Consider the following 25,090-nt stretch of genomic DNA (forward strand, 5'->3'; position numbering starts at 1 on the left):
CTGGAGATCCGGGGGCCGACGGCGCCGTGGCCCGCGACACCGGGGAGGACGGGACCGCGGCCCGCGGCGACCGGGCGGGGCCCATGGACCTGCGCCTGGTGCCGCCCGCGCTCGCGGCCTGGGTCACGGCGGCCCTCACGCTGGACACCCCGGCGGGCTGGACGGCCGGGATCGCAGTCGCCTGCCTGGTGGGTGGGGTCGCTCTGCTGGCGGCACGGAGGTCGCCGCGGCCCGCACAGTCCGCACCGGCCGGGCCGCTGACGCGGAGAGCCCGGGCCGGGAGGCCGCTCGGGCGGTTCGACTGGGCCCGCGCCTCCGTCGCCGCCGTGCTGCTGTGCGTTTCCGCGGCGGCCGCCTCGGCCGGACTGCACGGAGCGGACCTGCGGCGCGGGCCCGTGCCCGAACTGGCCCGGCGGTACGCGACCGTGACCGCCGAGGTCGAGCTGAGCGGCGACCCCTGGCTGAGCCGGCCACGGGTGCGCGGCGATCACGCCGCGCCGCTGGCGGTACTGGCCCAGGCGGAGGTGCGGCGCGTCGAACAGGGCGACGGGACGAGCGTGCGGACGCGCACTCCGGTGCTGCTGGTCGTCGACACGGACGTTCCGGCACCGGAAGGGACGGCTGCTCGCAACGGCGCCTCTCCAGGAGAAGGAACGGGGGCGGGGCCCTCTGTCCCGGGCGCGCGGGGTGCGAAAGGCGCTCAGGGCGATCGGGGCGCGCGGGGGCCGCGGGGTGCGCCCGATGCATGGCTCGGGTTGTTGCCGTCCACACGGCTGCGGGTCAGCGGGCGGCTGGATCCCGCGCTGGCGGGCGGGGAACGGACCGCGGCCGTGCTGCGGGTGCGTGGCCGGCCCCGGCCGCGGATCGTGGCGGGGCCCAGCGGGCCGCAACGGCTCGCGGGACGGCTCAGGGCCGGACTGCGGGAGGCGACCGACGGTCTGCCGGGGGACGCGCGGGCGCTCCTCCCCGGGCTGGTCGTCGGGGACACCGCACGGATCACGCCCGAGCTGGACGAGGCGTTCAAGGACACGGACCTGACGCACACGCTCGCGGTGTCCGGCAGCAACCTCACCGTCCTGCTCGCACTGCTCATCGGGCCACCCGGACTGGCCCGGCTCGTCGAGCGCCGTGGCCTCGCTCCCCGCCTCGGGCTCTCGCTGCGGGCGACCGCACTGCTCGCCGGAGCGCTCACGTCGGGATTCGTGGTCGTGTGCCGGCCCGACCCCAGTGTGCTGCGGGCCGCCGCCTGCGGTGCGGTCGGGCTGCTCGCCCTGGCCACCGGGCGCCGCAGATCCCTGATCCCGGCACTGGCCACGGCCGTTCTGCTGCTGGTGCTCTACGACCCGTGGCTGGCCCGCAGTTACGGCTTCCTGCTGTCCGTGCTGGCCACCGGCGCGCTGCTGGTCCTGGCACCGGGCTGGAGCGAGGCGCTGCGGCGGCGCCGGGTGCCGCCGAGGCTCGCGGAGGCGCTGGCGGCGGCCGCCGCGGCACAGGCGGTGTGCGCCCCGGTCACGGCGGTGCTGTCGGCGCGGGTGAGCCTGGTGGCGGTGCCGTGCAACCTGCTGGCCGAGGTGGCGGTGGCACCGGCCACGGTGCTGGGGTTCGCGGCACTGGCGACGGCGCCGGTGGCCATGGCGCCCGCCAAGACGCTGGCCTGGTGCGCGAGTTGGCCCGCCCGGTGGATCGCCGGTGTCGCGCGGACGGGGGCGGCGCTGCCCGGCGCGGGAGTGCAGTGGCCGGGGAGCTGGCCGGGCGCGCTGCTGCTCGCGGCGGTCATCGTGGCCGTCGTCCTGGCCGGGCGCCGGCTCATGCGGCATCCGTGGTGGTGCGGGCTGCTCGGAGTGCTGCTCCTGCTGGCCGTGGTACGGCCGGCGCCGCTGACCCGGGTGATCACGGGCTGGCCACCGCCGGGCTGGCGGTTCGCGATGTGCGATGTCGGGCAGGGCGACGCGACCGTACTGGCGGCGGGCGAGGGAGCCGGGGTGGTCGTGGACGCCGGCCCCGATCCGGTGCTGGTCGACCGCTGCCTGCGGCAGCTGGGCATCACACGCATCCCGCTACTCGTCCTGACCCACTTCCACGCCGACCATGTCGCGGGACTGCCCGGGGTGCTGCGGGGCCGTTCGGTGGCCGCGATCGAGACCACGGGCTTCGAGGAGCCCGCCGACCAGGCCGAGTTCGTCACAAGGGAGGCGGTGGCGCGGCACATCCCGGTCACGCGCGCCGTAGCGGGAGAGGAACGGCGTGCCGGAGCGCTGTCCTGGCGGGTCCTGTGGCCCCCGCCGAGCACCCGCCCGCCCGGGGACCCGCAGACCCCCGCCTGGCCGGGCCCGGTGCCCGAGCCGGACGACCCGAACGACGCCAGCGTCGCGATGCTGGTGCGCTCGGGCGGGCTCCGGCTGCTGTTGCTGGGCGACCTCGAACCGCCGGCCCAGCAGGCGTTGGTGCGGTCACCGGCGGCGGCCGAGCTGGCCGGTGTGGACGTGCTGAAGGTGGCCCATCATGGCTCGGCCTATCAGGACCCGGAGCTGATACGGCTCGCGGCTCCCCGGGTGGCGCTCATCTCGTGCGGCGTCGACAACCCCTATGGCCACCCGGCACCGGCGACCGTGGCAGCGCTGCGGGAAGGCGGGGCGCTGGTGCTGCGCACCGACCGGGACGGGGAGCTCGCGGTCGGCGGGACGGGAGGGACGGGCGGGGAGTTGCGGGTGGCGAGAGACTGAGGGCCGCGCTTCGCCCAGACTGGGTCCATGAACCCAAGCCAGGTCGAGGCCTATCTCCGCCGGATCGGGGCCGAGCATCCGCAGGAGCCCACCGGCCGGGCGCTGCGCGAACTGCAGCTGCGCCATCTGCGGACCATCCCCTTCGAGAACCTGTCGATCCACCTGGGCGAGGAGATCGTGCTGGAGGAGGAGCGGCTGCTGGACAAGGTGATCGGACGCGGGCGGGGTGGCTTCTGCTACGAACTGAACGGTCTGTTCGGCGCGTTGCTCAGCGCGCTCGGCTACGAGGTCGAGCTGCTCGCGGTACGTGTGTACGGCGACGAGGGGCGGCTCGGCATCCCGTACGACCATCTCGCCCTGCGCGTGCGGACGGTGGAGGGAGGCACCTGGCTCGCGGACGTCGGTTTCGGGGCGCACAGCCACTGTCCGCTGAGGTACGCGGAGCGTGAGGAGCAGATCGACCCCGGCGGCGTGTTCCGGGTGGTCGAGGCCGGGCCGGACACGGCCGGGAAGAGCGGCGGCGGCTCGGCCGGGGAGGGGGACCTGGACGTCATACGGGACGGGAGACCGCAGTACCGGCTGGAGACGCGGCCCCGGGCGCTCGGGGACTTCGTGGCCGGGGCCTGGTGGCACAGCACCTCGCCGCTGTCGCACTTCACCCGGTCGCTGGTCTGCTCACGGGTCACCGAGGACGGGGGCAGGGCCACACTCAGCGGGCGGGTGCTGACGACGACGGCCGCCGACGGTGCGCGCGAGACGCGGGAGCTGGAGACGGACCAGGAGGTGCTGGCCGTGTACCGGGAGCGGTTCGGGATCGAGCTGGACCGCGTGCCGACCGCGCGGAACCGGGACCTGAACCCCTGAGCCGTCGAGGCGAGCATCCGGGGCGGACTGCGGATGCGGATCGCGCCGAAGGCCCTGACGTGTCCGTGTCCGTGTCCGTGTCCGTGCCCGTGCCCGTTCCCGAGGCATGCCGTGCCCGCTCCCGAGGCCTCACCTGGCGGTTCGGTCTCGTGTGATGCCGGAGAATGGGCCCGTGAGTGATGTGAGACACGTGCTGGTGCTGCCCGACCGGGATGCCGCCGAGGAGGTGGCCGGGGCGCTCGGGGAGCGGTTCGGGCTGGACGAGGAGCCGCGGCTCGTCCGGGACGCGCTGGCCGGCGAGGACGACGCCGAGGACGCGCAGTGGCTGGTGGTCCTGCGGGACGAGGACGCGCGGCTGGACCCGGCGGAGCTGGACGAGTTCGCAGCGGAGTGGGACGGCTGGCGCGAGGAGCCGTGACCCCGAGACGGACTCCGGGTCCGCTCCGGGACCGGTCGGGGTGCCGGGGCCGGTTCGTTGTCAGTGCCGCGTGGGATGCTGTCAGTGATGGCCAGGAAGACTGTGAATGACGACCCTCTCGCCCCGGTGACGCTCGCCGTGGGCCAGGAGGACCTCCTGCTCGACCGTGCCGTGCAGGAGGTGGTGGCCGCCGCCAGGGCCGCCGACGCCGACACGGACGTACGCGACCTCACCCCGGACCAGTTGCAGCCCGGCACGCTCGCCGAGCTCACCAGTCCTTCGCTCTTCGCCGAGCGGAAAGTCGTGGTCGTACGCAATGCGCAGGACCTGTCCGCCGACACGGTCAAGGACGTGAAGGCATATCTCGGGGCGCCCGCCGAGGAGATCACGCTCGTGCTGCTGCACGCGGGCGGGGCCAAGGGCAAGGGGCTGCTCGACGCCGCGCGCAAGGCGGGAGCGCGGGAGGTGGCCTGTCCGAAGATGACCAAACCGGCGGACCGGCTGGCCTTCGTGCGGGGGGAGTTCCGCTCCTTCGGGCGGTCGGCCACGCCCGAGGCGTGCCAGACGCTGTGCGACGCCATCGGCAGCGATCTGCGGGAGCTGGCCTCGGCGGTCTCCCAGCTGGTCGCCGACGTGGAGGGAACGATCGACGAGGCGATCGTCGGGCGGTACTACACCGGCCGGGCCGAGGCCTCCAGCTTCACGGTCGCCGACCGGGCCGTGGAGGGGCGTACGGCGGAGGCGCTGGAAGCGCTCAGATGGTCGCTGGCGACGGGCGTGGCGCCGGTGATGATCACCAGTGCGCTGGCCCAGGGCGTGCGGGCGATCGGGAAGCTGTCCTCCGCGCGCGGGGGCAGGCCGGCCGATCTGGCGCGGGAGCTGGGGATGCCGCCATGGAAGATCGACCGGGTGCGACAGCAGATGAGGGGGTGGACGCCGGACGGGGTCGCGGTGGCGATGCGTGCCGTTGCCGAGGCCGACGCCGGGGTGAAGGGCGGGGGCGACGATCCCGAGTACGCCCTGGAGAAGGCGGTCGTGACGATCGCCCGGGCAGCACGGTCGAGAGGCCGGAGCTGACCGCCGCCGACCTGGGCGGCCCAGCACCGACCCGGGGCTGATCGGCCGCCGCCCGGGGTGGATTCGGTTTCGGCCCGGAGAGCTGCCCCGCGGATGCCGCAGGGCGAACTCGCTGCCGAGGTGGGCTGGTCCGGTGCCGCGCCGGGCTGGTCCGGTGCCGCGCCGGGCTGGTCCGGTGCCGCGCCGGGCTGGTCCGGTGCCGCCCCGGGACGTACTTGGTGCCGACCTGGCGGATCCGCAGCCGACTCCGCAGCCGACTCGGTGGCAGCCCCCGTCGCCCGGGAGCGGCAGCCACAGAGACCGGTGGGCGTCCGCTGGCATCACCGACGTCTCATGGGTTCGGCCGCATCACCGACCTAGGGAAGACGGCGATGGACGCGGCGGAATCCCCGTGGACAACTGTCGTCCGCACTCTCGTCCGCAAGGGCTACGACGCCTTCTCCCACCGGGACACAGAGACCGCGAGGGCCGACCGCCGGCGGCGGACGCCGGGCATCACGTGGCCGGGAGCCACCCGCTGCCGTTGACTTCGCCGGCGCATGCCGAAGGCCCCGGTGTCCGCCCTGGGGAAGGGAGGGTGCCGGGGCCTTCGGATCAAGCTGGATGGACTCGCACCCGCGTGGCGAACGCAGGCCGCGTGCGAATCCGGGGTGCCGGGCGGGAGCGGATGAGAGAGGGCCCGCTCTGGGTCCTTCCGGCGGTCAGATCAAAGAGGGGGTTCAGCCCTTGAGGGACGTGACCTTGGAAGCAAGCGCCGACTTCTTGTTGGCGGCCTGGTTCTTGTGGATGACGCCCTTCGAGACAGCCTTGTCGAGCGCACGCGCGGCAGCGCGCTGCAGCTCGGTGGCCTTCTCGACGTCACCCGCGGCAGCGGCCTCGCGGGCCTTGCGGATCGCGGTCTTCAGGGAGGACTTGACGGCCTTGTTGCGCAGCCGAGCCTTCTCGTTGGTCTTGATCCGCTTGATCTGGGACTTGATGTTCGCCACGAAGGAGCCTTTTCAGGTTCTGGTGCGGGGCCGCGAGGGTCCCGTACCGGTGATCCAAAATTTCTCGGACGTGCCTCGTGCTGAGAGGGCATGAGGCACAGCCATCTACAGTACCAGTGGCCCTGCGAGCGGCCCAAAACGGTGCCCGGTCCCTCCGCGTGGGACCATGGAGACTACGTATCGATCCGACCCGAGGCATAAGGCGCCTCAAGAGACAGGACCCTGCGTGCCCGCGACCCCTAACCATGTGCCCGAGCCGAGCCGTACCGCCCCGGCTCTGATCCGCAATTTCTGCATCATCGCGCACATCGACCACGGCAAGTCCACGCTCGCCGACCGGATGCTCCAGCTGACCGGTGTGGTCGAGCAGCGGCAGATGCGTGCTCAGTACCTCGACCGGATGGACATCGAGCGCGAGCGCGGCATCACGATCAAGTCCCAGGCGGTGCGTCTGCCCTGGGCCCCCACCGAGGGCCCCGACCAGGGCACGACCCACATCCTCAACATGATCGACACCCCGGGTCACGTCGACTTCACCTACGAGGTCTCGCGGTCGCTCGCCGCCTGTGAGGGGACCATCCTCCTCGTCGACGCCGCCCAGGGCATCGAGGCGCAGACCCTCGCCAACCTCTACCTGGCGATGGAGAACGACCTCACGATCATCCCCGTACTGAACAAGATCGACCTGCCGGCCGCCCAGCCGGAGAAGTTCGCCGAGGAGCTGGCGAACCTGGTCGGCTGCGACCCGGAGGACGTCCTCAAGGTCTCCGCGAAGACCGGTCTCGGCGTCGACGCGCTGCTGAACAAGGTCGTCAAGGAGATCCCGGCGCCGGTCGGGGTCGCCGACGCCCCCGCCCGCGCGATGATCTTCGACTCGGTCTACGACTCCTACCGCGGCGTCGTGACGTACGTCCGTGTCATCGACGGCCAGCTCAACAAGCGCGAGCGCATCAAAATGATGTCGACCGGCGCCACGCACGAGCTGCTGGAGATCGGCGTCAACTCGCCCGAGATGCTGCCGGCCGACGGCCTCGGCGTCGGCGAGGTGGGCTATCTCATCACCGGTGTGAAGGACGTCCGGCAGTCCAAGGTCGGTGACACCGTCACCAGCCAGAGCAAGGGGGCGACGGAGGCGCTCGGCGGGTACAAGGACCCGAAGCCCATGGTCTTCTCCGGTCTGTATCCGCTCGACGGTTCCGACTACCCCGAGCTGCGCGAGGCTCTGGACAAGCTGCAGCTCAACGACGCCGCGCTGGTCTACGAGCCGGAGACCTCCGCCGCCCTCGGCTTCGGTTTCCGCGTCGGCTTCCTCGGCCTGCTGCACCTGGACGTGATCCGGGAGCGGCTGGAGCGCGAGTTCGGCCTCGACCTGATCGCCACCGCCCCCAACGTGGTCTACCGCGTGGTCATGGAGGACGGCAGCGAGCACACGGTCACCAACCCGAGCGAGTTCCCCGAGGGCAAGATCAACGAGGTCTTCGAGCCGGTCGTGCGGGCCACCATCCTCGCGCCCACCGAGTTCATCGGCTCGATCATGGAGCTGTGCCAGACCCGGCGCGGCACCCTGCTCGGCATGGACTACCTCTCGGAGGACCGCGTCGAGATCCGCTACACGCTGCCGCTCGCGGAGATCGTCTTCGACTTCTTCGACCAGCTGAAGTCCAAGACCCGCGGCTACGCCTCGCTGGACTACGAACCCACCGGCGAGCAGACCAGCTCCCTGGTCAAGGTCGACATCCTGCTGCACGGCGACAAGGTGGACGCGTTCTCCGCGATCACCCACAAGGACCAGGCGTACGCGTACGGCGTGCGGCTCGTCGCCAAGCTCAAGGAGCTGATCCCGCGGCAGGCCTTCGAGGTGCCGGTGCAGGCCGCCATCGGCTCCCGGGTCATCGCCCGCGAGACCATCCGCGCCATCCGCAAGGACGTCCTCGCCAAGTGCTACGGCGGTGACATCTCCCGTAAGCGGAAGCTGCTGGAGAAGCAGAAGGAAGGCAAGAAGCGGATGAAGATGGTGGGTTCCGTGGAGGTTCCGCAGGAGGCCTTCATCGCCGTCCTGTCCAGCGATGACAGCGCGGGGTCGGCCAAGGGCAAGAAGTAACCAGCGGTAACAACGGGTTACGTCCATAAACGGGACACAAAGGGGCCCGTCGTGCGAAAGTGCGGCGGGCCCCTACGCGTGCGTAGCGTCGCTCTGCGTGGAAAGTGACAGGCCGATGCCCCTTACGCAGCGGCCGGTCGCGCCTTACTCTGATGCCTGCTCGATAGTTACTCGCGAGTTAAACAACTGCGCAGCAACAGCACGAACCCCCACCGTGAGTTAACCCAGCCGCACCGAGTCAGCCGCACCGTCGCGGGCCCCCGGAGGATGTCGTGAGCGACACACAGACCTTGATCGAGAACCGTCCGCCGTCCGTCGCGGCCCTCTTCCTGGAGCGCGTGGCGGCCACACCGGACGCCGAGGCCTACCGATACCCGGTGCCGCCCGCGTCCGGCCAGGGCCCCGACGACTGGAAGTCGCTCAGCTGGGCGCAGGCGGCCGAGCGGGTGTACGCGATCGCGGCCGGCCTCATCGAGCTGGGCGTGCAGCCCGAGCAGCGGGTGGCGCTCGCCTCCTCCACCCGGGTCGAGTGGATCCTCGCCGACCTCGGCATCATGTGCGCCGGCGGCGCCACGACCACCGTCTACCCGCAGACCAACGCGGACGAGTCCGCCTTCATCCTCTCCGACTCCGAGAGCCGGGTGCTGATCGCCGAGGACGCGGCCCAGGTCGCCAAGGCGCTCGAGAAGCGCGCCGAGCTGCCCGAGCTGACCAAGGTCGTCGTCATCGACGCGGCGGGCGCGGAGACGAGCGACTGGGTGATCACGCTCGCGGAGCTGGAGCGGCGCGGAGCGGCCTACCTGGAGACCCACCCGTCGCTGATCAAGGAGCGGGTCGGCGCGATCAAGAAGGAACAGCTCGCCACCCTCATCTACACCTCCGGCACCACCGGCCGCCCCAAGGGAGTCAGGCTCCCGCACGACAACTGGGCGTACATGGCGAAGGCGATCGCCGCGACCGGCCTCGTCACCATGGACGACGTGCAGTACCTGTGGCTGCCGCTCGCGCACGTCTTCGGCAAGGTCCTCACCTCCGGCCAGATCGAGGTCGGGCACGTCACCGCCGTCGACGGCCGGGTCGACAAGATCATCGAGAATCTTCCGGTGGTGCAGCCGACGTACATGGCGGCCGTGCCGCGCATCTTCGAGAAGGTCTACAACGGCGTCGCCGCCAAGGCCCGCGAGGGCGGCCCGGCCAAGTACAAGATCTTCCAGTGGGCCGCCGAGGTCGCCCGCGAGTACGCCAAGGTCAGCCAGGACAACTTCCGCCGCACCGGCAACCACGCCGTGCCCTTCGGCCTCGCCGCCAAGCACAAGGTCGCCGACACCCTCGTCTACGGCAAGCTTCGCGAGGCCTTCGGCGGCCGGCTGCGCGCCTGTGTCTCCGGCGCCTCAGCGCTCGCGCCCGAGATCGGCTACTTCTTCGCCGGCGCCGGCATCCACATCCTGGAGGGCTACGGCCTCACCGAGTCCTCCGCGGCCTCCTTCGTCAACCCCGGCGAGGCCTACCGCACCGGCACGGTCGGCAAGCCGCTGCCCGGCACCGAGGTGCGCATCGCCGACGACGGCGAGATCCTGCTGCGCGGCCCCGGCATCATGGAGGGCTACCACGGGCTGCCCGAGAAGACCGACGAGGTGCTGGAGTCCGACGGCTGGTTCCACACCGGCGACATCGGCGAGCTCTCGCCCGACGGCTATCTGCGCATCACCGACCGCAAGAAGGACCTCATCAAGACCTCCGGCGGCAAGTACGTCGCCCCGGCCGAGGTCGAGGGCCAGTTCAAGGCGGTGTGCCCGTACGTCTCCAACATCCTGGTGCACGGCGCCGACCGGAACTACTGCACCGCCCTCATCGCCCTGGACGAGATCGCGATCCTGGACTGGGCGAAGGAGAACGGCCTGGAGGGCAGGCCGTACGCGGAGGTCGTCGCCGCGCCGCAGACGGTGGAGATGGTCGACGGGTATGTGCAGCAGCTCAACGCGGGGCTCCAGAAGTGGCAGACGATCAAGAAGTTCCGGCTGCTGCCGCGGGATCTCGACGTCGAGCACGGGGAGATCACGCCGAGCCTGAAGCTGAAGCGGCCGGTGGTGGAGCGCGAGTACAAGCACCTCATCGACGAGATGTACGCCGGGACGAGGGAGAAGTAGGGCGCTTTCGCCAGGGGTGGCGGCGGACCGCCGGCGGCCGCGGATCCTCCGCAGTCGCTCGTGCGGTTCCCCCGCCCCTGGGTAAGTTGCGCTCACCGGCGTTCGAAAGTGGCCGTCTTCTGTCCACTTCGGTGACTCAGCGCTTATAGCCGCCCCCGGTCTGTCACCCTGGCTGCATGGACATGGCGGCCATACCCACACAGCGGGAGAGTGAGCCCCGGGCCCGGGAGGTGCGGGGGCGGGCCACGCTGCCCGGAAGTCCTCTCGCGCCCGGGGCGGCCCGTGCACTGGTGCGGTCCGCCCTCGCCGAGGCGTCGGAGGTGTCCGGGATACCGGCGCGGCTCGTCGACGACGCCATGGCCGTCGTCAGCGAGCTGGTCACCAACGCCGTCGTGCACGCCGGTACCGACGTGGTGGTCGACTGGCTGCTGGAGCAGACCGGCGCGTTCGTCGTGGAGGTGGGCGACCGGCATCCCTCCCGCGCGCCACGCGACCCGCTCGGCGCCGAGGGGCCGTACGACACCCCCGAGTACGGGCGCGGCCTGCGGCTGGTCACCACGCTCGCCGAGTCCTGGGGCGTCACCTACCGCGCCGGCGCCAAGACCGTCTGGGCGCGGCTGCCCCCGGGCGGTGTCGAGGAACCGGGCGCCCCCGCCCCGGACGCCGCCCTGGAGGTCGCCGAGGACCTGGCCCCGCAGCCGCACCGCGCCGACGGCGACCGGGACTGGCTCGGCCGGGGCGCGCTGTCCTTCCTCGCCGAGGCCTCCGACCTGCTCGCCGGACAGCTGGACGAGAACCTGGTCACCGCCCTCACCGGCCAGCTCATCGTGCCCCGGCTCGCCGACTGGTGCGCGGTGTGGCTGGAGGACGAAGCGACCGTGCGCGGCGGCGCCGCCTCCGGTCCCGACCGGGTCTGGCACGCCAGCGAGAACCACATCGAGGAACTGCGCTGCGCCCTGGAGAAGGAGCCGCCCTGCCCGCGCGAGGGACTGCGCTCCGGCCCCGAGCCGTATCCGTGGCCCGGCCACGCGCTCGGTCCGCAGGGCGCCGACGGCACGGCGCTGTCGTACCGGCTGATCGCGGGCGGCCGGCCGCTCGGCACGCTGGTCCTCGGCCGGTGCGGGCTGCTCGGCTTCCCCGACGAGGTCACCGGGCTCGTGGAGGACCTCGGCCGCCGCGTCGCCCTGGCGATCGGCGCCGCCCGCCAGTACGCCCGCCAGGCCACCATCAGCGCCGTACTGCAGCGCGGCCTGCTGCCCGGCGCGGTCGCCGAGATCCCCGGTGTGAGCAGCGCGCTCGTCCACGAGCCCTGCGACAAGGGCGGCCCCAGCGGCGACTTCTACGACCTGTTCCCGGCCGGCGACGGCCGCTGGTGCTTCGCCGTCGGCGACGTCCAGGGCAAGGGCCCCGAAGCGGCGGTCGTGATCGGCCTCGCCCGCCCCTGGCTGCGCCTGCTCGCCCGCGAGGGCTACCGCGTCGCCGACGTCCTCGACCGCCTCAACCAGCTCCTCCTGGACGACGCCACCGAGGCCGCGGACGCCGCCGCCCGCGCCCTCGTCGCCGCCGGCGGCCGGCCGGTGTCCACCGGGGACGGCCCGCAGACCCGCTTCCTGTCCCTGCTCTACGGCGAGCTGACCCCGTACGACGGCGGGGTCCGCTGCACCCTCGCCTCCGCCGGCCACCCGCTTCCGCTCGTCCTGAGCCCCGACGGCACCGTGCGCACCGCCGCCGGCCCGCAGACCCTGCTCGGCGTGGTCGAGGACGAGACGTACACCAGCGAGACGCTGGACCTGCGGCCCGGAGACAGCCTGCTGTGCGTCACCGACGGGGTGACCGAGCGGCGCTCCGGCTCCCGCCAGTTCGACGACGGCGACGGCCTCGCCCGCGCCCTGTCCGGCTGTGCCGGCCTCGGCGCCGAACTGATCGCGGAAAGGATCCGCCGCCTGGTGGACGACTTCGGCGGGGGCCCGCTCGAGGACGACCTCGCCCTGCTGGTGCTCCAGGCGGAGTGACCGCCGTCGTACGGGACAATGGAGTACATGCCTTCCGCACTCCCCGACGGCGAGCCCGTCCCCGCCGACGGCGCGCTGCCCGCGCACGCGCTCGCCGCGGCGGCCGACCGCCCGCTCGGCTTCTACCTGCACGTCCCGTACTGCGCTACCCGCTGCGGCTACTGCGACTTCAACACCTACACCGCGACCGAGCTGCGCGGCACGGGCGGGGTGCTGGCCTCCCGCGACAACTACGCGGACACACTGACGGACGAGATCCGGCTCGCCCGGAAGGTGCTCGGCGACGACCCGCGCCAGGTCCGCACGGTCTTCGTCGGCGGCGGCACGCCCACCCTGCTGGCCGCCGGCGATCTCGTACGGATGCTGGCCGCCATCCGCGACGAGTTCGGCCTGGCCCCGGACGCGGAGATCACGACGGAGGCGAACCCGGAGTCGGTGGACCCGGCGTACCTGGCCACCCTCCGGGAGGGCGGCTTCAACCGGATCTCCTTCGGCATGCAGAGCGCGAAGCAGCATGTGCTGCGCGTGCTCGACCGCACCCACACCCCGGGCCGCCCCGAGGCCTGCGTCGCGGAGGCGCGGGCGGCGGGCTTCGAGCACGTGAACCTGGACCTGATCTACGGCACCCCCGGCGAGAGCGACGACGACTGGCGGGCCTCGCTGGACGCGGCGATCGGAGCCGGGCCGGACCACGTCAGCGCGTACGCGCTGATCGTGGAGGAGGGCACGCAGCTGGCCCGCCGGATCCGCCGGGGCGAGGTCCCGATGACCGACGACGACGTGCACGCCGACCGATACCTGATCGCCGACGAGGTGCTGTCCGGGGCGGGCTTCGACTGGTACGAGGTCTCCAACTGGGCCACCTCCCCGGCGGGCCGCTGCCTGCACAACGAGCTGTACTGGCGCGGCGCCGACTGGTGGGGCGCGGGACCCGGGGCGCACTCGCACGTGGGCGGGGTGCGCTGGTGGAACGTCAAGCACCCGGGGGCGTACGCGGCGGCCCTCGCCTCCGGCCGCTCCCCGGGGGCGGGCCGGGAGCTGCTGTCGGACGAGGACCGGCGGGTGGAGCGGATCCTGCTGGAACTGCGGCTGCGGGAGGGGGCGCCGCTGTCCTTGCTGAAGGAACAGGGGCTCGCGGCGTCCCGGCGGGCGCTGGCGGAGGGGCTCCTCAAGGAGGGGCCGTACGAGGAGGGGCGGGCCGTGCTGACGCTGCGGGGGCGGTTGCTGGCGGACGCGGTGGTGCGGGACCTGGTGGACTGATCACTCCCGCGAGTGAATCCCTCCGGAACGCCGGTTCGGTCCCTAACCTGGTTCCTAGGCTGCCGCCAAAAGGACGCGGCGGATGTGGAGGGCCACGGAGATGACCGCTGTGGACGAGCGTGGGATGACCAGGTTCTTCGAGGAGTTCGAGCCTCCGGAGGGCATCAAGGTCGAGCTTCTCCGGGGGGAAATCGTGATGATGGTCGCTCCAGATCTGGTGCACAACCGGATTGTGGAGGAGGTGCAGGACCAGATCCCGCGCAGGCGCTGGGAACGGCTGCAGACGACGGACGTGCACATCATCAACGAGGCCAGCGAGCCCATTCCGGACCTGGTGGTCATTCAGCGCGGTGTCGCCCCGGACTCTGGCCGTCTGCTGGCGTCGCAGTTGATCACGCTGGTGGTCGAGGTGGTCTCCAAGACGAGTGTCGACCGGGACTACGGCGTCAAGCGCTCCATCTACGCAGCAGGCGAAATCCCCGCCTACCTGATCATCGACCCGATCATGGCACATTGCGTTTTGCTGACGGAGCCCATCGGTGAAGGGGACGAGGCCGACTACCGGGCCCAGCGCATCACCAAATTCGGCGCTTCCCTCCCGCTGGAATCGCTCGGCATCGAGCTCGACACCACCGAGTTCGGCACCTACAAGCAGGTCAGGCCCCACCGCTACCCGTGACGAAGTCGATCAGCTCCTCCACCCGCCCCAGCAGCTCCGGCTCCAGGTCCTTGTAGGACCCCACCCGCTTCAGGATCGCCTGCCACACGGCGCCGGTGTTGTCCGACGGCCAGCCCAGCGCCCGGCACACCCCCGTCTTCCAGTCCTGCCCCCGCGGAACCGTGGGCCAGGCCTCGATGCCCAGGGACGACGGCTTCACGGCCTCCCAGATGTCGATGTACGGGTGGCCGACCACCAGCGCGTGCTCACTCGTCACCGACTGCGCGATCCGCCACTCCTTCGTGCCCGGCACCAGGTGGTCCACCAGGACACCCAGGCGGGCGTCCGGGCCCGGTGCGAAGGAGGCGACGATCGACGGCAGGTCGTCCACGCCCTCCAGGTACTCCACCACCACGCCCTCGATGCGCAGGTCGTCGCCCCACACCTTCTCGACCAGCTCGGCGTCGTGCCGGCCCTCGACGTAGATGCGGCCGGCGCGGGCCACGCGGGCGCGGGCGCCGGGGACGGCGACCGAACCGGAGGCCGTACGGGCGGGCCGTACCGGAGCCGGGGCCGAGGACGGCCGTACGAGCGTCACCACACGCCCCTCCAGCAGAAAGCCCCGCGGCTCCAGCGGGAACACCCGGTGCCTGCCGAAGCGGTCCTCCAGCGTCACCGTGCCCGCCTCGCAGCGGATCACCGCCCCGCAGAACCCGGTGCCGGGCTCCTCCACCACCAGACCCGGCTCCGCCGGTACCTCCGGCGAGGGCTTCGGCTTCTTCCACGGTGGGGTCAGGTCGGCGGAGTACTGGCGCATTCGAGTGACGATAGGAGAAGCCGCGGACCCGCGCTCACGACACGCCGAAACGGGCCGCCAGCTCGTCGCGTTGCCGGCGGACGAACGCCGCGTCCACCACCGCTCCGTGACCGGGCACGTACGCGGCGTCCTCACCGCCCAGCGCGAGCAGCCGGTCGAGCGCGTCCGGCCAGCGGGCCGGAACCGCGTCCGGCCCCGCCTGGGGCTCGCCGGACTCCTCGACCAGGTCCCCGCAGAAGACCACCTCCGGATCCCCCGGGACCAGCACGGCCAGATCGTGCGCGGTGTGGCCGGGGCCCACGTTCGCCAGCAAGGCCTGACGGCCGCCCCCGAGGTCCAGCGTCCACTCGCCGGACACCAGATGCCGGGGCGGGGCGAGCGCGTCCACCGCCTCGTCGGCGTCGGCGACCGGCAACCCGTTCCTGACCGCGTCCAGGCGCAGCTCCTCCCGCTCGTACGCGAAGACCGCGTCCAGGCCCACCGCCCCGTACACCTCCGCCCCCGCGAAGGCCGGCACCCCGAAGACATGGTCGAAGTGGGGGTGGGTCAGCGCGAGATGGGTCACACGGCCGTCGGCCAGTCGCTCGGCCTGTGCCCGCAGCCGCGCGCCTTCGGCCACGCTCGAGCCGGCGTCCACCAACAACGCCGTACCCTCTGCGAGGACCAGTCCGGCCGTGCAGTCCCAGCCGGGCAGCCGGCACCGGCCGACCCCCGCGGCCAGCCGCTCCCACCCCAGCTCTTCCCAAGTCACCGTCATACCGCGACGCTAGCCGCAGGAGCCGCCGGGACCGCACCGACCTTGCCCTCGGTGTACCCGACAGCCGTACACTGGGCCCGGGAACGCTGGCACTCGCGTGCGAAGAGTGCCAGGCGGACGAACCGCAGGACCGAGTGGAACCGAGGGGACACGTGCTGGAGGTGCGCGCGGATGCTGAGTGAACGCAGGCTGCAGGTACTGCGCGCCATCGTCCAGGACTACGTCGGCACCGAGGAGCCGGTCGGGTCGAAGGCCCTGACCGAGCGGCACAGCCTCGGCGTGTCCCCGGCGACGGTCCGTAACGACATGGCGGCCCTGGAGGACGAGGGGTACATCGCGCAGCCGCACACCAGCGCGGGGCGTATCCCCACCGACAAGGGCTACCGGCTGTTCGTGGACAAGCTGGCGGGCGTCAAGCCGATGACCGCGCCCGAGCGGCGGGCGATCCAGAACTTCCTGGAGGGCGCCGTCGACCTCGACGACGTCGTGGCGCGGACGGTACGGCTGCTCGCGCAGCTCACCCGGCAGGTCGCCGTCGTGCAGTACCCGTCCCTGACCCGGTCCACCGTGCGGCACGTGGAGCTGCTCTCGCTCGCCCCCGCGCGCGTGATGCTCGTGCTGATCACGGACACCGGCCGGGTCGAGCAGCGGATGGTCGACTGCCCGGCGCCCTTCGGCGAGAGCTCCCTCGCCGATCTGCGCGCGCGGCTGAACAGCCGGGTCGCGGGCCGCCGGTTCACGGACGTGCCGACGCTGGTCGAGGACCTGCCGGAGGCCTTCGATCCCGAGGACCGCGGTACGGTCTCGACGGTGCTCTCCACTCTCCTGGAGACGCTCGTCGAGGAGAACGAGGAGCGGCTGATGATCGGCGGGACCGCCAATCTCACCCGCTTCGGGCATGACTTTCCCCTCACGATCCGGCCGGTGCTCGAGGCGCTCGAGGAGCAGGTCGTGCTCCTCAAGCTCCTCGGCGAGGCGAAGGATCCGGGCGTGACGGTGCGCATCGGGCACGAGAACGCCCACGAGGGACTCAACTCCACCTCAGTGGTGTCGGTCGGCTACGGTTCGGGCGGCGAGGCGGTTGCCAAGCTCGGCGTGGTCGGACCGACCCGCATGGATTACCCGGGAACGATGGGAGCGGTACGCGCAGTGGCACGGTACGTCGGACAGATCCTGGCGGAGTCGTAAGTGGCCACGGACTACTACGCCGTTCTCGGCGTGCGCCGCGACGCGTCGCAGGATGAGATCAAGAAGGCGTTCCGCCGGCTCGCGCGCGAGCTGCACCCGGACGTCAACCCCGACCCGAAGACCCAGGAGCGGTTCAAGGAGATCAACGCCGCTTACGAGGTGCTGTCGGACCCGCAGAAGAAGCAGGTCTACGACCTCGGCGGCGACCCGCTCTCCCAGTCGGGCGGGGCCGGCGCGGGCGGCTTCGGCGCCGGTGGCTTCGGCAACTTCTCCGACATCATGGACGCGTTCTTCGGCACGGCGTCGCAGCGCGGGCCGCGCTCGCGCACCCGGCGCGGCCAGGACGCGATGATCCGCATCGAGGTCGAGCTGGACGAGGCGGCCTTCGGGACCACCAAGGACATCCAGGTCGACACCGCGGTCGTCTGCAACACCTGCAACGGTGAGGGCGCGGCGCCCGGCACGACCGCCCAGACGTGTGACATGTGCCGGGGCCGCGGTGAGGTCTCGCAGGTCACCCGGTCCTTCCTGGGCCAGGTCATGACCTCCCGGCCCTGCCCCCAGTGCCAGGGCTTCGGCACCGTCGTGCCCACTCCGTGCCCGGAGTGCGCCGGCGACGGCCGGGTCCGCTCGCGGCGGACCCTGACCGTGAAGATCCCGGCCGGTGTCGACAACGGCACGCGGATCCAGCTCGCCGGTGAGGGCGAGGTCGGGCCGGGCGGCGGTCCCGCCGGTGACCTGTACGTCGAGATCCACGAGCTGCCGCACCAGACCTTCCAGCGGCGCGGCGACGACCTGCACTGCACGGTCACCATCCCGATGACCGCGGCCGCCCTCGGCACAAAGGTGCCGCTGGAGACCCTGGACGGCATGGAGGAGGTCGACATCCGGCCCGGCACCCAGTCCGGCCAGTCGATCCCGCTGCACAACCGGGGTGTCACGCATCTGCGCGGCGGCGGCCGGGGTGACCTGATCGTGCACGTCGAGGTGCAGACCCCGACCAAGCTGGACCCCGAGCAGGAGCGGCTGCTGCGTGAGCTGGCCAAGCTGCGCGGCGAGGAGCGTCCGCAGGGACAGTTCCAGCCGGGGCAGCAGGGGTTGTTCTCGCGGTTGAAGGACGCGTTCAACGGCCGCTGAGCGCTGCGTACGGGGTGCTTCGGCACCCCGTATGCCCTTGTCCTATGCCGTGGGAAGCCCCGATTCGGACTCTTTCGGAGGACGTGACAACATGCGGTCATGTCCTCCGCGCTGACCGATCTCTTCCCCCACCCGATCGTGCAGGCCCCCATGGCGGGCGGTGTCTCCGTCCCTCAGCTCGTCGCCGCCGTCTCCGAGGCCGGGGGCCTCGGGTTCCTCGCCGCGGGGTACAAGACCGCCGACGGCATGTACCAGGAGATCAAGCAGCTGCGGGGGCTCACGAGCCGCCCCTTCGGTGTGAACGTGTTCATGCCCCAGCCCGAGTATGCCGAGTCCGGCGCCGTCGAGGTCTACGCCCACCAGCTGGCCGGCGAGGCCACCTGGTACAAGACCGAGCTGGGCGACCCGGACAGCGGCCGGGACGACGGCTACGACGCCAAGCTCGCCGTCCTCCTCGACAACCCGGTGCCCGTGGTCTCGTTCCACTTCGGCGTGCCGGGCCGGGACGTCCTCGACGCCTTCCGCCGTGCCGGGACCTTCACCCTGGTCACCGCCACCACCGCCGAGGAGGCCGGCGCCGTGGAGCGGGCCGGGGCGGACGCGGTGATCGCGCAGGGTGTGGAGGCGGGCGGCCACCAGGGCACCCACCGGGACCTTCCCGAGAACGACGGCGCCGGCATCGGACTGCTGTCGCTGGTCGCGCAGATCCGTGAGGCCGTGAGCATCCCGGTCGTCGCCGCCGGCGGCATCATGCGCGGCAGCCAGATCGCCGCCGTCCTCGCCGCCGGCGCGAGCGCGGCCCAGCTCGGCACCGCCTTCCTCGCCACCCCCGAGTCCGGCGCGCAGGCCGTGCACAAGCAGGCGCTGACCAACCCCCTGTTCACGCATACCGAGTTGACCCGCGCCTTCTCCGGCCGCCCGGCGCGCGGCCTGGTCAACCGCTTCCTGCGCGAGCACGGCCCGTACGCCCCCGCCGCCTACCCGGAGATCCACCACCTCACCTCGCCGCTGCGCAAGGCCGCCGCCAAGGCCGGGGACGCGCAGGGCATGGCGCTGTGGGCCGGGCAGGGGCATCGGCTGGCCCGCGAGCTGCCCGCCGGAGAGCTCGTGGAGGTGCTGGCCGCCGAACTCGACGCCGCCCGGACAGCGTTGTCGGCCAAGGGGGGCCTGCGATGACCGCGCCGGTGTTCGTCGTCGACTCGCTCGAGGGCGTGGGCCCCGGCTCACTCGTCGACGTCACGGGTCCCGAGGGGCGGCACGCGGTCTCGGTACGGCGGCTGCAGCCCGGGGAGAACGTGGTGCTGACGGACGGCAAGGGGCGCGGGGCCGCCGGGGTCGTCGTCAGCGTGTCGGGCAAGGATCACCTGGTGGTCGAGCCGTTCGAGTTCCCGGTGGAGCCGGAGCCCAGCCCCCGTGTCACCGTCGTACAGGCGCTCCCCAAGGGTGACCGCGGCGAACTCGCCGTCGAGACGATGACGGAGACCGGCGTCGACGCGATCGTGCCCTGGCAGGCCGCCCGGTGCATCACCCAGTGGAAGGGCGACCGGGGTCACAAGGCGCTCGCCAAGTGGCGGGCCACCGCGCGCGAGGCCGGCAAGCAGTCCCGCCGGCTGCGGTTCCCGGAGGTCGCGGACGTGGCGACCACCAAGCAGGTTGCCGCACTTCTCGCCAAAGCCGACTTCGCGGCCGTGCTGCACTCCGACTTCGAGCACGAGAGCCGGCCGCTGGCCACCGCCGAACTGCCCACCGAGGGCGAGATCGTGCTGGTCGTCGGCCCCGAAGGGGGCGTCGCGCGCGACGAGTTGGCGCTCTTCGAGGGGGCGGGCGCGAAGGCGTACGTCCTCGGTCCTACCGTGTTGCGTACATCAACCGCCGGCACCGCCGCCGTGGCCCTGCTGCTGGGCCGCACCGGCCGCTGGTCCTGATACCCGGGGGACACCGTGGAACTCGCCCAAGTACGGCTCCTGGTCACCGACTTCGCCGCCTGCTACCGCTTCTACGCCGACGTTCTCGGCCTCAAGCCGCAGTCCGGGGCGGCGGAGGGGCCGTACGAGAAGTTCAGCCCGCACGCCGGCTCGGCCGGGATCGCGCTGCAGGACCGGGCGATGATGGCCGAGGTGCTGGAGGAGCTGGGGGACACCGCCACCGGTCACCGTTCGCTGGTGGTGCTGCGCGTGGACGACCTGGACGCCTACTGCGCCGAGATCACCTCTCGCGGCGCCACCCTCCTCCACGGCCCGGCCCCCATGACCGACCGTATGCGCGTCGCCCACCTCAAGGACCCGGAGGGCAACCTGGTCGAACTCCAGCAGTGGCTGCTGCTGCGCGGCTGACGGCGACCGCGGGCAGCAAGGCCCACCCGTCCACGTCACCGGCCGCCCGCAGTCGTCGTACCGCGTCCGCGAACGCCCGCACCACGCCGGGCTCGTGGAGATTGACGGTGTGACCGCGGCCGTCGCCGACCAGGCCGGAGTGCCCGTAGGCGCCACCGGTCCCCGGGAACACGATCCGGGTGCGGGACCCGTCCCGGTACAGCGTCAGCACCTCCGCGCAGGGGCCGTCCTCACGGTGGCTGTGCCGGTGCCGCACGGTCCAGCGGCAGACGGTCCCGTCCGGCAGGACGAGCCGCCTGAGCCTGCGTTCACTGCGCATCCCGCCGGATTAGGGGACCCGCTCCCCCTAGGGGTGAGTGGCCGTATGTGGCCTTCCGTGGTGTGCGGGGCGGTGGCAGTCTGCCCTGCATGGGGGCTTTGAGGTGGATTCGGTGCGGGCCGCGCGGAACACGGGTGGTGGCTGTCGCGGGACTTGTCGTGGCGGCGGGCGGCGCCCTGGTCGCCTGTCAGCCGGACGACCTCAGCACCACGTCCGTCGCCTACACCACCGCCACCACCGCGACGGCCCGGCTCAAGCACCAGCAGGTCGACGTCAGTTGGCTCACCTGTACCGGTGACCACGGCAAGGGTGGCGGGCCGGGCGCGAAGGCGCCCTCGGCGAGCGAGACCGCCGTGGTCTCCGTCGACTGCCAGGGCGAGACCAAGGACGGGCGGAAGATCACCGTCACCGGGAAGGTGACCAAGGCCGTCGACGGCGCCTGTGTGCGCGGGGACCTGACCGCCAGGGTCGGGGGCAGACAGGTGTTCCACGTCAGCGGGCTCGGGGACTGCGGCGCCCCGCACGGACCGACGTACAGGCCGCCCACCTCTCAGCCGGGAGGCGGGAGACCGACCGTGACCGTCACCGTCACGAGGACCCTCTGGTGCAAGGGCGACCCCACCTGTTGGCCCGTAGAGGGGAAGTGATCCGAACACCGGGCGCGGTGCACCCCTCGCTGCGTACAGTGACGGGGTGACTCAGGGTGCCGCCTATCTCCGATTCCCCCATGTGCATGGCGATCTGGTGACCTTCGTCGCCGAGGACGACGTATGGCTCGCGCCTCTCGACGGCGGCCGGGCCTGGCGGGTCAGCGCCGACAACATGCCGGTGACCTCGCCCCGGATATCGCCGGACGGACGGCACCTGGCCTGGACCTCCACCCGTGACGGCGCACCCGAGGTGCATGTCGCCCCCGTCGACGGCGGCCCCGCCGACCGGCTGACCCACTGGGGCAACCGCCGCACCGAGGTGCTCGGCTGGACCGCCGACGGGCGGGTGCTCGCGCTCGGCGCGCACGGCCGGCACAGCTTCCGCCACAGCTGGGCGTACGCCGTCCCGCTGGACGGCGGCCCCGCCGAGACCCTGCCGTACGGCCCGGTCGGCGACGTGGCCTTCGGCCCCGCCACCGTGCTGCTGTCCGCGCCGATGGGCCGCGAGGCCGCCCACTGGAAGCGCTACCGGGGCGGCACGGCGGGCAAGCTGTGGATCGACCGGGAGGGGGACGGGGAGTTCGTCCGGCTGCTCGAGGACGTCGACGGCAACATCGAGCGTCCGGTGTGGGCGGGGGACCGCATCGCCTTCCTCTGCGACCACGAGGGCACCGGCGCCCTCTACTCCTCCCTCGCCGACGGCTCCGACCTGCGCCGCCACACCCCCCTCGACGGCTTCTACGCCCGGCACGCGTCCGGCGACGGCAGCCGGGTCGTCTACGGCTCGGCCGGTGAACTGTGGCTGCTGGACGACCTGGAGGGCGCCGAGCCGCGCCGGCTGGACGTGCGCCTCGGCGGTCCCCGGATCGATCTGCGCCCCCGTCCGGTGGACGCCGCCCGCTGGTTCGGCGAGGCGGCCCCCGACCACACCGGGCGCGGCAGCGCCGTCTGCGTGCGCGGCGGGATCCACTGGGTCACCCACCGCTCCGGGCCCGCCCGCGCCCTCGCCGCCACCCCGGGGGTCCGCGCCCGGATGCCGCGCGCCTTCCGTGCCGAGGGCGAGGAGTGGGTGGTGTGGGTGACGGACGCCGAGGGCGACGACGCCCTGGAGTTCGCCCCCGCGACCGGGACGGTACCGGGCGCCCCGCCCCGCCGGCTGGCCGCCGGACAGCTCGGCCGGGTGCTGGAGCTGGCCATGGCTCCCGACGGCAGCCGGGCCGCCGTGGCCGCGCACGACGGACGGCTGCTGCTCGTCGAACGCGAGACCGGAGAGGTCCGCGAGGTCGACAGCAGCGACGACGGCGAGGTCTCCGGCCTCGCCTTCTCACCCGACTCCGCCTGGCTCGCCTGGGCCCACCCCGGCCCGCGCCCGCTCTCACAGCTGCGCATCGCCCACACCACCGACCTGTCGGTCACCGAGGCGACCCCGCTCCGCTTCCAGGACTACGCCCCCGCCTTCACCCTCGACGGCAAACACCTCGCGTTCCTCTCCAACCGCGCCTTCGACCCGGTCTACGACGAGCACGTCTTCGACCTCGCCTTCGTGGTCGGCGCCCGCCCGCACCTGATCACCCTCGCCGCCACCACCCCCTCGCCCTTCGGCCCGCAGCGCCACGGCCGCCCCTTCGAGTCCCCGGACAAGGACGAGACCCCCGACAGCGAGGGCACCCCCGCCACCCGCATCGACCTCGAAGGCCTCGCCGACCGGATCGTCCCCTTCCCGGTCGAGGCCGGCCGCTACTCCACCCTCCGCGCCGCCAAGGACGGCGTGCTCTGGCTGCGTCACCCCGTGCACGGCGTCCTCGGCACCGCCCGCGCCCACCCCGAGGACCCCGGCCCGCACACCGAGCTGGAGCGCTACGACCTCGCCCAGCGGCGCCTGGAACACCTGGCCTCCAATGCCGACCACTTCGAGGTCAGCGGCGACGGCAAACGCGTGCTGCTGTGGACCGACGACCGGCTCCGGGTCGTCCCCAGTGACCGCCGTACCGGCACCGACGACGACGGCGACACCAGCGTCACCGTCGACCTCGCCCGCATCCGGCAGACCCTCGATCCGGCGGCCGAGTGGCGGCAGATGTTCGACGAGACCGGCCGGCTGATGCGCGACCACTTCTGGCGGCCCGACCTCGGCGGCGTCGACTGGACCGGCGTCCTCGCCCGCTACCGCCCTCTGCTGGCCCGCCTCGCCACCCACAGCGACCTCGTCGACCTGCTGTGGGAGCTGCACGGCGAACTCGGCACCTCGCACGCCTACGTCATCCCCTCCGGCGGCCGGGGCGGCGGCCCCCGGCACGGTCTGCTCGGCGCCGACATCTCCCGCCACCCGGACGGCAGTTGGCGCATCGACCGCATCCTGCCCTCGGAGACCTCCGACCCGGACGCCCGTTCCCCGCTCGCCGCGCCCGGCGTCGCCGTCCGCCCCGGCGACGCGATCATCGCGGTCGCCGGCCACCCGGTCGACCCGGTGCCGGGCCCGGGTCCCCTGCTCGTCGGCACGGCCGGCCATCCGGTGGAGCTGACGGTCTCCCCGGCGGGCGGCGGCGAGCCCCGGCACACCGTCGTCATCCCGATCGCCGACGAGGAACCCCTGCGCTACCACGCCTGGGTCGCCGGCCGCCGCGCCCACGTCCACGCCGCCTCCGACGGCCGGCTCGGCTACCTCCACGTCCCCGACATGCAGGCCCCCGGCTGGGCGCAGATCCACCGGGACCTGCGCGTGGAGGTGGCCCGCGAGGGGCTCGTGGTCGACGTCCGCGAGAACCGCGGCGGCCACACCTCCCAGCTGGTCGTGGAGAAACTGGCCCGCCGCATCATCGGCTGGGACCTCCCGCGCGGCATGCGCCCCACCAGCTATCCCCTCGACGCCCCGCGCGGCCCGGTCGTCGCCGTCGCCAACGAGTTCTCCGGCTCGGACGGCGACATCGTCAACGCGGCGATCAAGGCCCTCGGCATCGGCCCGGTCGTCGGCACCCGCACCTGGGGCGGCGTCATCGGCATCGACAGCCGCTACCACCTGGTCGACGGCACCCTGGTCACCCAGCCGAAGTACGCGATGTGGCTGGAGGGGGTGGGGTGGGACGTGGAGAACCACGGGGTGGACCCCGACGTGGAGGTCGTCCAGCGGCCTCAGGACTGGGCGGAGGGCCGCGACACCCAGCTCGACGAGGCGATCCGGCTCGCGCTGGAGGCACTGGAGGAACGGCCCGCGAAAATCCCGCCGGGCATGCCGACCTGATACGACTACGATGCCCCGGTATTGATCACCAGCGTGAGGAGGCACCCGCATGGCGGGAGAACCGCAGGACGACTGCCTGTTCTGCAAGATCGTCGCGGGCACGATCCCGGCGACGATCGTCCGTGAGACAGACACCACCGTCGCCTTCCGGGACATAAACCCCCAGGCCCCGACCCACATCCTGGTGATTCCCAAGGCCCACTACAAGAACGCCGCCGTCCTCGGCGCCGAAGCACCGCAGCTCGCCGCCGATGTCCTCGCCGAGACCCAGGCCGTGGCCGACGAGGAGAAGCTCGAGAGCTACCGCATCGTCTTCAACACCGGCTCCGGCGCGGGCCAGACCGTCTGGCACGCCCACGCGCACGTCCTCGGCGGCCGTGGACTGCAGTGGCCGCCCGGGTAACT

The 25,090-nt window shown here is 72.5% G+C and carries 20 protein-coding genes; 17 read left to right on the plus strand and 3 right to left on the minus strand.

Features of this window, described 5'->3' with window-relative positions:
* Nucleotides 1-83 precede the first annotated feature (83 nt).
* From ABT288_RS18325 to holA, 4 genes are all read left to right on the plus strand, one after another.
* Nucleotides 84-2,723 carry a ComEC/Rec2 family competence protein gene (locus ABT288_RS18325; protein ID WP_351608600.1) on the plus strand — a complete coding sequence of 880 codons (2,640 nt, stop codon included), beginning with the start codon at nt 84-86 and terminating at the stop codon, nt 2,721-2,723.
* Nucleotides 2,724-2,750: 27 nt separating this feature from the next.
* A complete protein-coding gene (locus tag ABT288_RS18330; RefSeq protein ID WP_351608493.1) occupies nt 2,751-3,587 on the plus strand; it encodes an arylamine N-acetyltransferase family protein in 837 nt (278 codons plus the stop codon).
* 172 nt (nt 3,588-3,759) lie between these two features.
* Nucleotides 3,760-4,005 (plus strand): hypothetical protein, encoded by a 246-nt coding sequence (locus tag ABT288_RS18335; RefSeq protein WP_228620438.1) that lies wholly within the window; start codon nt 3,760-3,762, stop codon nt 4,003-4,005.
* Between the two features lie 87 nt (nt 4,006-4,092).
* The gene (gene holA / locus ABT288_RS18340) at nt 4,093-5,082 is read left to right on the plus strand and encodes a DNA polymerase III subunit delta (RefSeq protein WP_351608495.1); all 990 of its coding nucleotides are present in this window, start codon (nt 4,093-4,095) and stop codon (nt 5,080-5,082) included.
* Nucleotides 5,083-5,801: 719 nt separating this feature from the next.
* Here the strand turns inward: holA and rpsT are convergent.
* Nucleotides 5,802-6,068: a 30S ribosomal protein S20 gene (rpsT, locus tag ABT288_RS18345; protein ID WP_067006864.1), complete on the minus strand. Its 267-nt coding sequence runs from the start codon at nt 6,066-6,068 to the stop codon at nt 5,802-5,804.
* Nucleotides 6,069-6,294: 226 nt separating this feature from the next.
* Here rpsT and lepA point away from each other — a divergent pair, with 226 nt between their 5' ends.
* The 5 genes from lepA to ABT288_RS18370 all read left to right on the plus strand — a co-directional run bounded on the left by lepA (nt 6,295) and on the right by ABT288_RS18370 (nt 14,267).
* A complete protein-coding gene (lepA, locus tag ABT288_RS18350; RefSeq protein ID WP_351608498.1) occupies nt 6,295-8,169 on the plus strand; it encodes a translation elongation factor 4 in 1,875 nt (624 codons plus the stop codon).
* A 272-nt stretch (nt 8,170-8,441) separates the two neighbouring features.
* Entirely contained in the window at nt 8,442-10,316 is a 1,875-nt protein-coding gene (locus ABT288_RS18355) for an AMP-dependent synthetase/ligase (protein WP_351608501.1), read from the plus strand.
* A gap of 182 nt (nt 10,317-10,498) precedes the next feature.
* Nucleotides 10,499-12,328: a SpoIIE family protein phosphatase gene (locus ABT288_RS18360; protein ID WP_351608603.1), complete on the plus strand. Its 1,830-nt coding sequence runs from the start codon at nt 10,499-10,501 to the stop codon at nt 12,326-12,328.
* A 27-nt stretch (nt 12,329-12,355) separates the two neighbouring features.
* A complete protein-coding gene (hemW, locus tag ABT288_RS18365) occupies nt 12,356-13,588 on the plus strand; it encodes a radical SAM family heme chaperone HemW (protein ID WP_351608502.1) in 1,233 nt (410 codons plus the stop codon).
* A gap of 100 nt (nt 13,589-13,688) precedes the next feature.
* Nucleotides 13,689-14,267 (plus strand): Uma2 family endonuclease, encoded by a 579-nt coding sequence (locus tag ABT288_RS18370; RefSeq protein ID WP_351608504.1) that lies wholly within the window; start codon nt 13,689-13,691, stop codon nt 14,265-14,267.
* On the opposite strand, the gene ABT288_RS18375 is transcribed toward ABT288_RS18370, so the two are convergent.
* The gene (locus ABT288_RS18375; RefSeq protein WP_351608506.1) at nt 14,245-15,063 is read right to left on the minus strand and encodes a DUF3097 domain-containing protein; all 819 of its coding nucleotides are present in this window, start codon (nt 15,061-15,063) and stop codon (nt 14,245-14,247) included. The genes ABT288_RS18370 and ABT288_RS18375 overlap by 23 nt on opposite strands.
* 34 nt (nt 15,064-15,097) lie before the next feature.
* Nucleotides 15,098-15,820, minus strand: coding sequence for an MBL fold metallo-hydrolase (locus ABT288_RS18380; protein ID WP_351608508.1), 723 nt, complete (start codon nt 15,818-15,820; stop codon nt 15,098-15,100).
* Nucleotides 15,821-15,991: 171 nt separating this feature from the next.
* Here ABT288_RS18380 and hrcA point away from each other — a divergent pair, with 171 nt between their 5' ends.
* The 8 genes from hrcA to ABT288_RS18420 all read left to right on the plus strand — a co-directional run bounded on the left by hrcA (nt 15,992) and on the right by ABT288_RS18420 (nt 25,088).
* Nucleotides 15,992-17,008 (plus strand): heat-inducible transcriptional repressor HrcA, encoded by a 1,017-nt coding sequence (gene hrcA, locus ABT288_RS18385; RefSeq protein WP_351608510.1) that lies wholly within the window; start codon nt 15,992-15,994, stop codon nt 17,006-17,008.
* Nucleotides 17,009-18,145 carry a molecular chaperone DnaJ gene (dnaJ, locus tag ABT288_RS18390; protein WP_351608513.1) on the plus strand — a complete coding sequence of 379 codons (1,137 nt, stop codon included), beginning with the start codon at nt 17,009-17,011 and terminating at the stop codon, nt 18,143-18,145. It abuts the gene before it with no gap.
* Nucleotides 18,146-18,244: 99 nt separating this feature from the next.
* Complete coding sequence (locus tag ABT288_RS18395; protein WP_351608516.1) at nt 18,245-19,321, plus strand: nitronate monooxygenase; 1,077 nt, start codon at nt 18,245-18,247, stop codon at nt 19,319-19,321.
* Entirely contained in the window at nt 19,318-20,070 is a 753-nt protein-coding gene (locus ABT288_RS18400) for a 16S rRNA (uracil(1498)-N(3))-methyltransferase (RefSeq protein WP_351608518.1), read from the plus strand. The genes ABT288_RS18395 and ABT288_RS18400 overlap by 4 nt, the downstream gene beginning before the upstream one ends.
* Before the next feature lie 15 nt (nt 20,071-20,085).
* The gene (locus ABT288_RS18405; protein WP_351608521.1) at nt 20,086-20,478 is read left to right on the plus strand and encodes a VOC family protein; all 393 of its coding nucleotides are present in this window, start codon (nt 20,086-20,088) and stop codon (nt 20,476-20,478) included.
* A gap of 453 nt (nt 20,479-20,931) precedes the next feature.
* Nucleotides 20,932-21,444: a hypothetical protein gene (locus ABT288_RS18410; RefSeq protein WP_351608523.1), complete on the plus strand. Its 513-nt coding sequence runs from the start codon at nt 20,932-20,934 to the stop codon at nt 21,442-21,444.
* 46 nt (nt 21,445-21,490) lie between these two features.
* Nucleotides 21,491-24,685, plus strand: coding sequence for a S41 family peptidase (locus ABT288_RS18415; RefSeq protein WP_351608526.1), 3,195 nt, complete (start codon nt 21,491-21,493; stop codon nt 24,683-24,685).
* A 49-nt stretch (nt 24,686-24,734) separates the two neighbouring features.
* The gene (locus tag ABT288_RS18420) at nt 24,735-25,088 is read left to right on the plus strand and encodes a histidine triad nucleotide-binding protein (RefSeq protein WP_351608529.1); all 354 of its coding nucleotides are present in this window, start codon (nt 24,735-24,737) and stop codon (nt 25,086-25,088) included.
* Nucleotides 25,089-25,090: the final 2 nt, after the last annotated feature.

It is taken from the genome of Streptomyces sp. NPDC001093, from assembly GCF_040298985.1.
GTDB lineage: Bacteria > Actinomycetota > Actinomycetes > Streptomycetales > Streptomycetaceae > Streptomyces.

What these genes read in the sequence shown, in the direction of transcription:
- ABT288_RS18325 (WP_351608600.1), top strand. Translation starts at nt 84, where the DNA reads ATGGACCTGCGCCTGGTGCCGCCCGCGCTCGCGGCCTGGGTCACGGCG.
- ABT288_RS18330 (WP_351608493.1), top strand. Translation starts at nt 2,751, where the DNA reads ATGAACCCAAGCCAGGTCGAGGCCTATCTCCGCCGGATCGGGGCCGAG.
- holA (WP_351608495.1), top strand. Translation starts at nt 4,093, where the DNA reads ATGGCCAGGAAGACTGTGAATGACGACCCTCTCGCCCCGGTGACGCTC.
- ABT288_RS18360 (WP_351608603.1), top strand. Translation starts at nt 10,499, where the DNA reads ATGGCGGCCATACCCACACAGCGGGAGAGTGAGCCCCGGGCCCGGGAG.
- hemW (WP_351608502.1), top strand. Translation starts at nt 12,356, where the DNA reads ATGCCTTCCGCACTCCCCGACGGCGAGCCCGTCCCCGCCGACGGCGCG.
- ABT288_RS18370 (WP_351608504.1), top strand. Translation starts at nt 13,689, where the DNA reads ATGACCGCTGTGGACGAGCGTGGGATGACCAGGTTCTTCGAGGAGTTC.
- ABT288_RS18375 (WP_351608506.1), bottom strand. Translation starts at nt 15,063, where the DNA reads ATGCGCCAGTACTCCGCCGACCTGACCCCACCGTGGAAGAAGCCGAAG.
- ABT288_RS18380 (WP_351608508.1), bottom strand. Translation starts at nt 15,820, where the DNA reads ATGACGGTGACTTGGGAAGAGCTGGGGTGGGAGCGGCTGGCCGCGGGG.
- hrcA (WP_351608510.1), top strand. Translation starts at nt 15,992, where the DNA reads ATGCTGAGTGAACGCAGGCTGCAGGTACTGCGCGCCATCGTCCAGGAC.
- ABT288_RS18395 (WP_351608516.1), top strand. Translation starts at nt 18,245, where the DNA reads ATGTCCTCCGCGCTGACCGATCTCTTCCCCCACCCGATCGTGCAGGCC.
- ABT288_RS18400 (WP_351608518.1), top strand. Translation starts at nt 19,318, where the DNA reads ATGACCGCGCCGGTGTTCGTCGTCGACTCGCTCGAGGGCGTGGGCCCC.
- ABT288_RS18420 (WP_351608529.1), top strand. Translation starts at nt 24,735, where the DNA reads ATGGCGGGAGAACCGCAGGACGACTGCCTGTTCTGCAAGATCGTCGCG.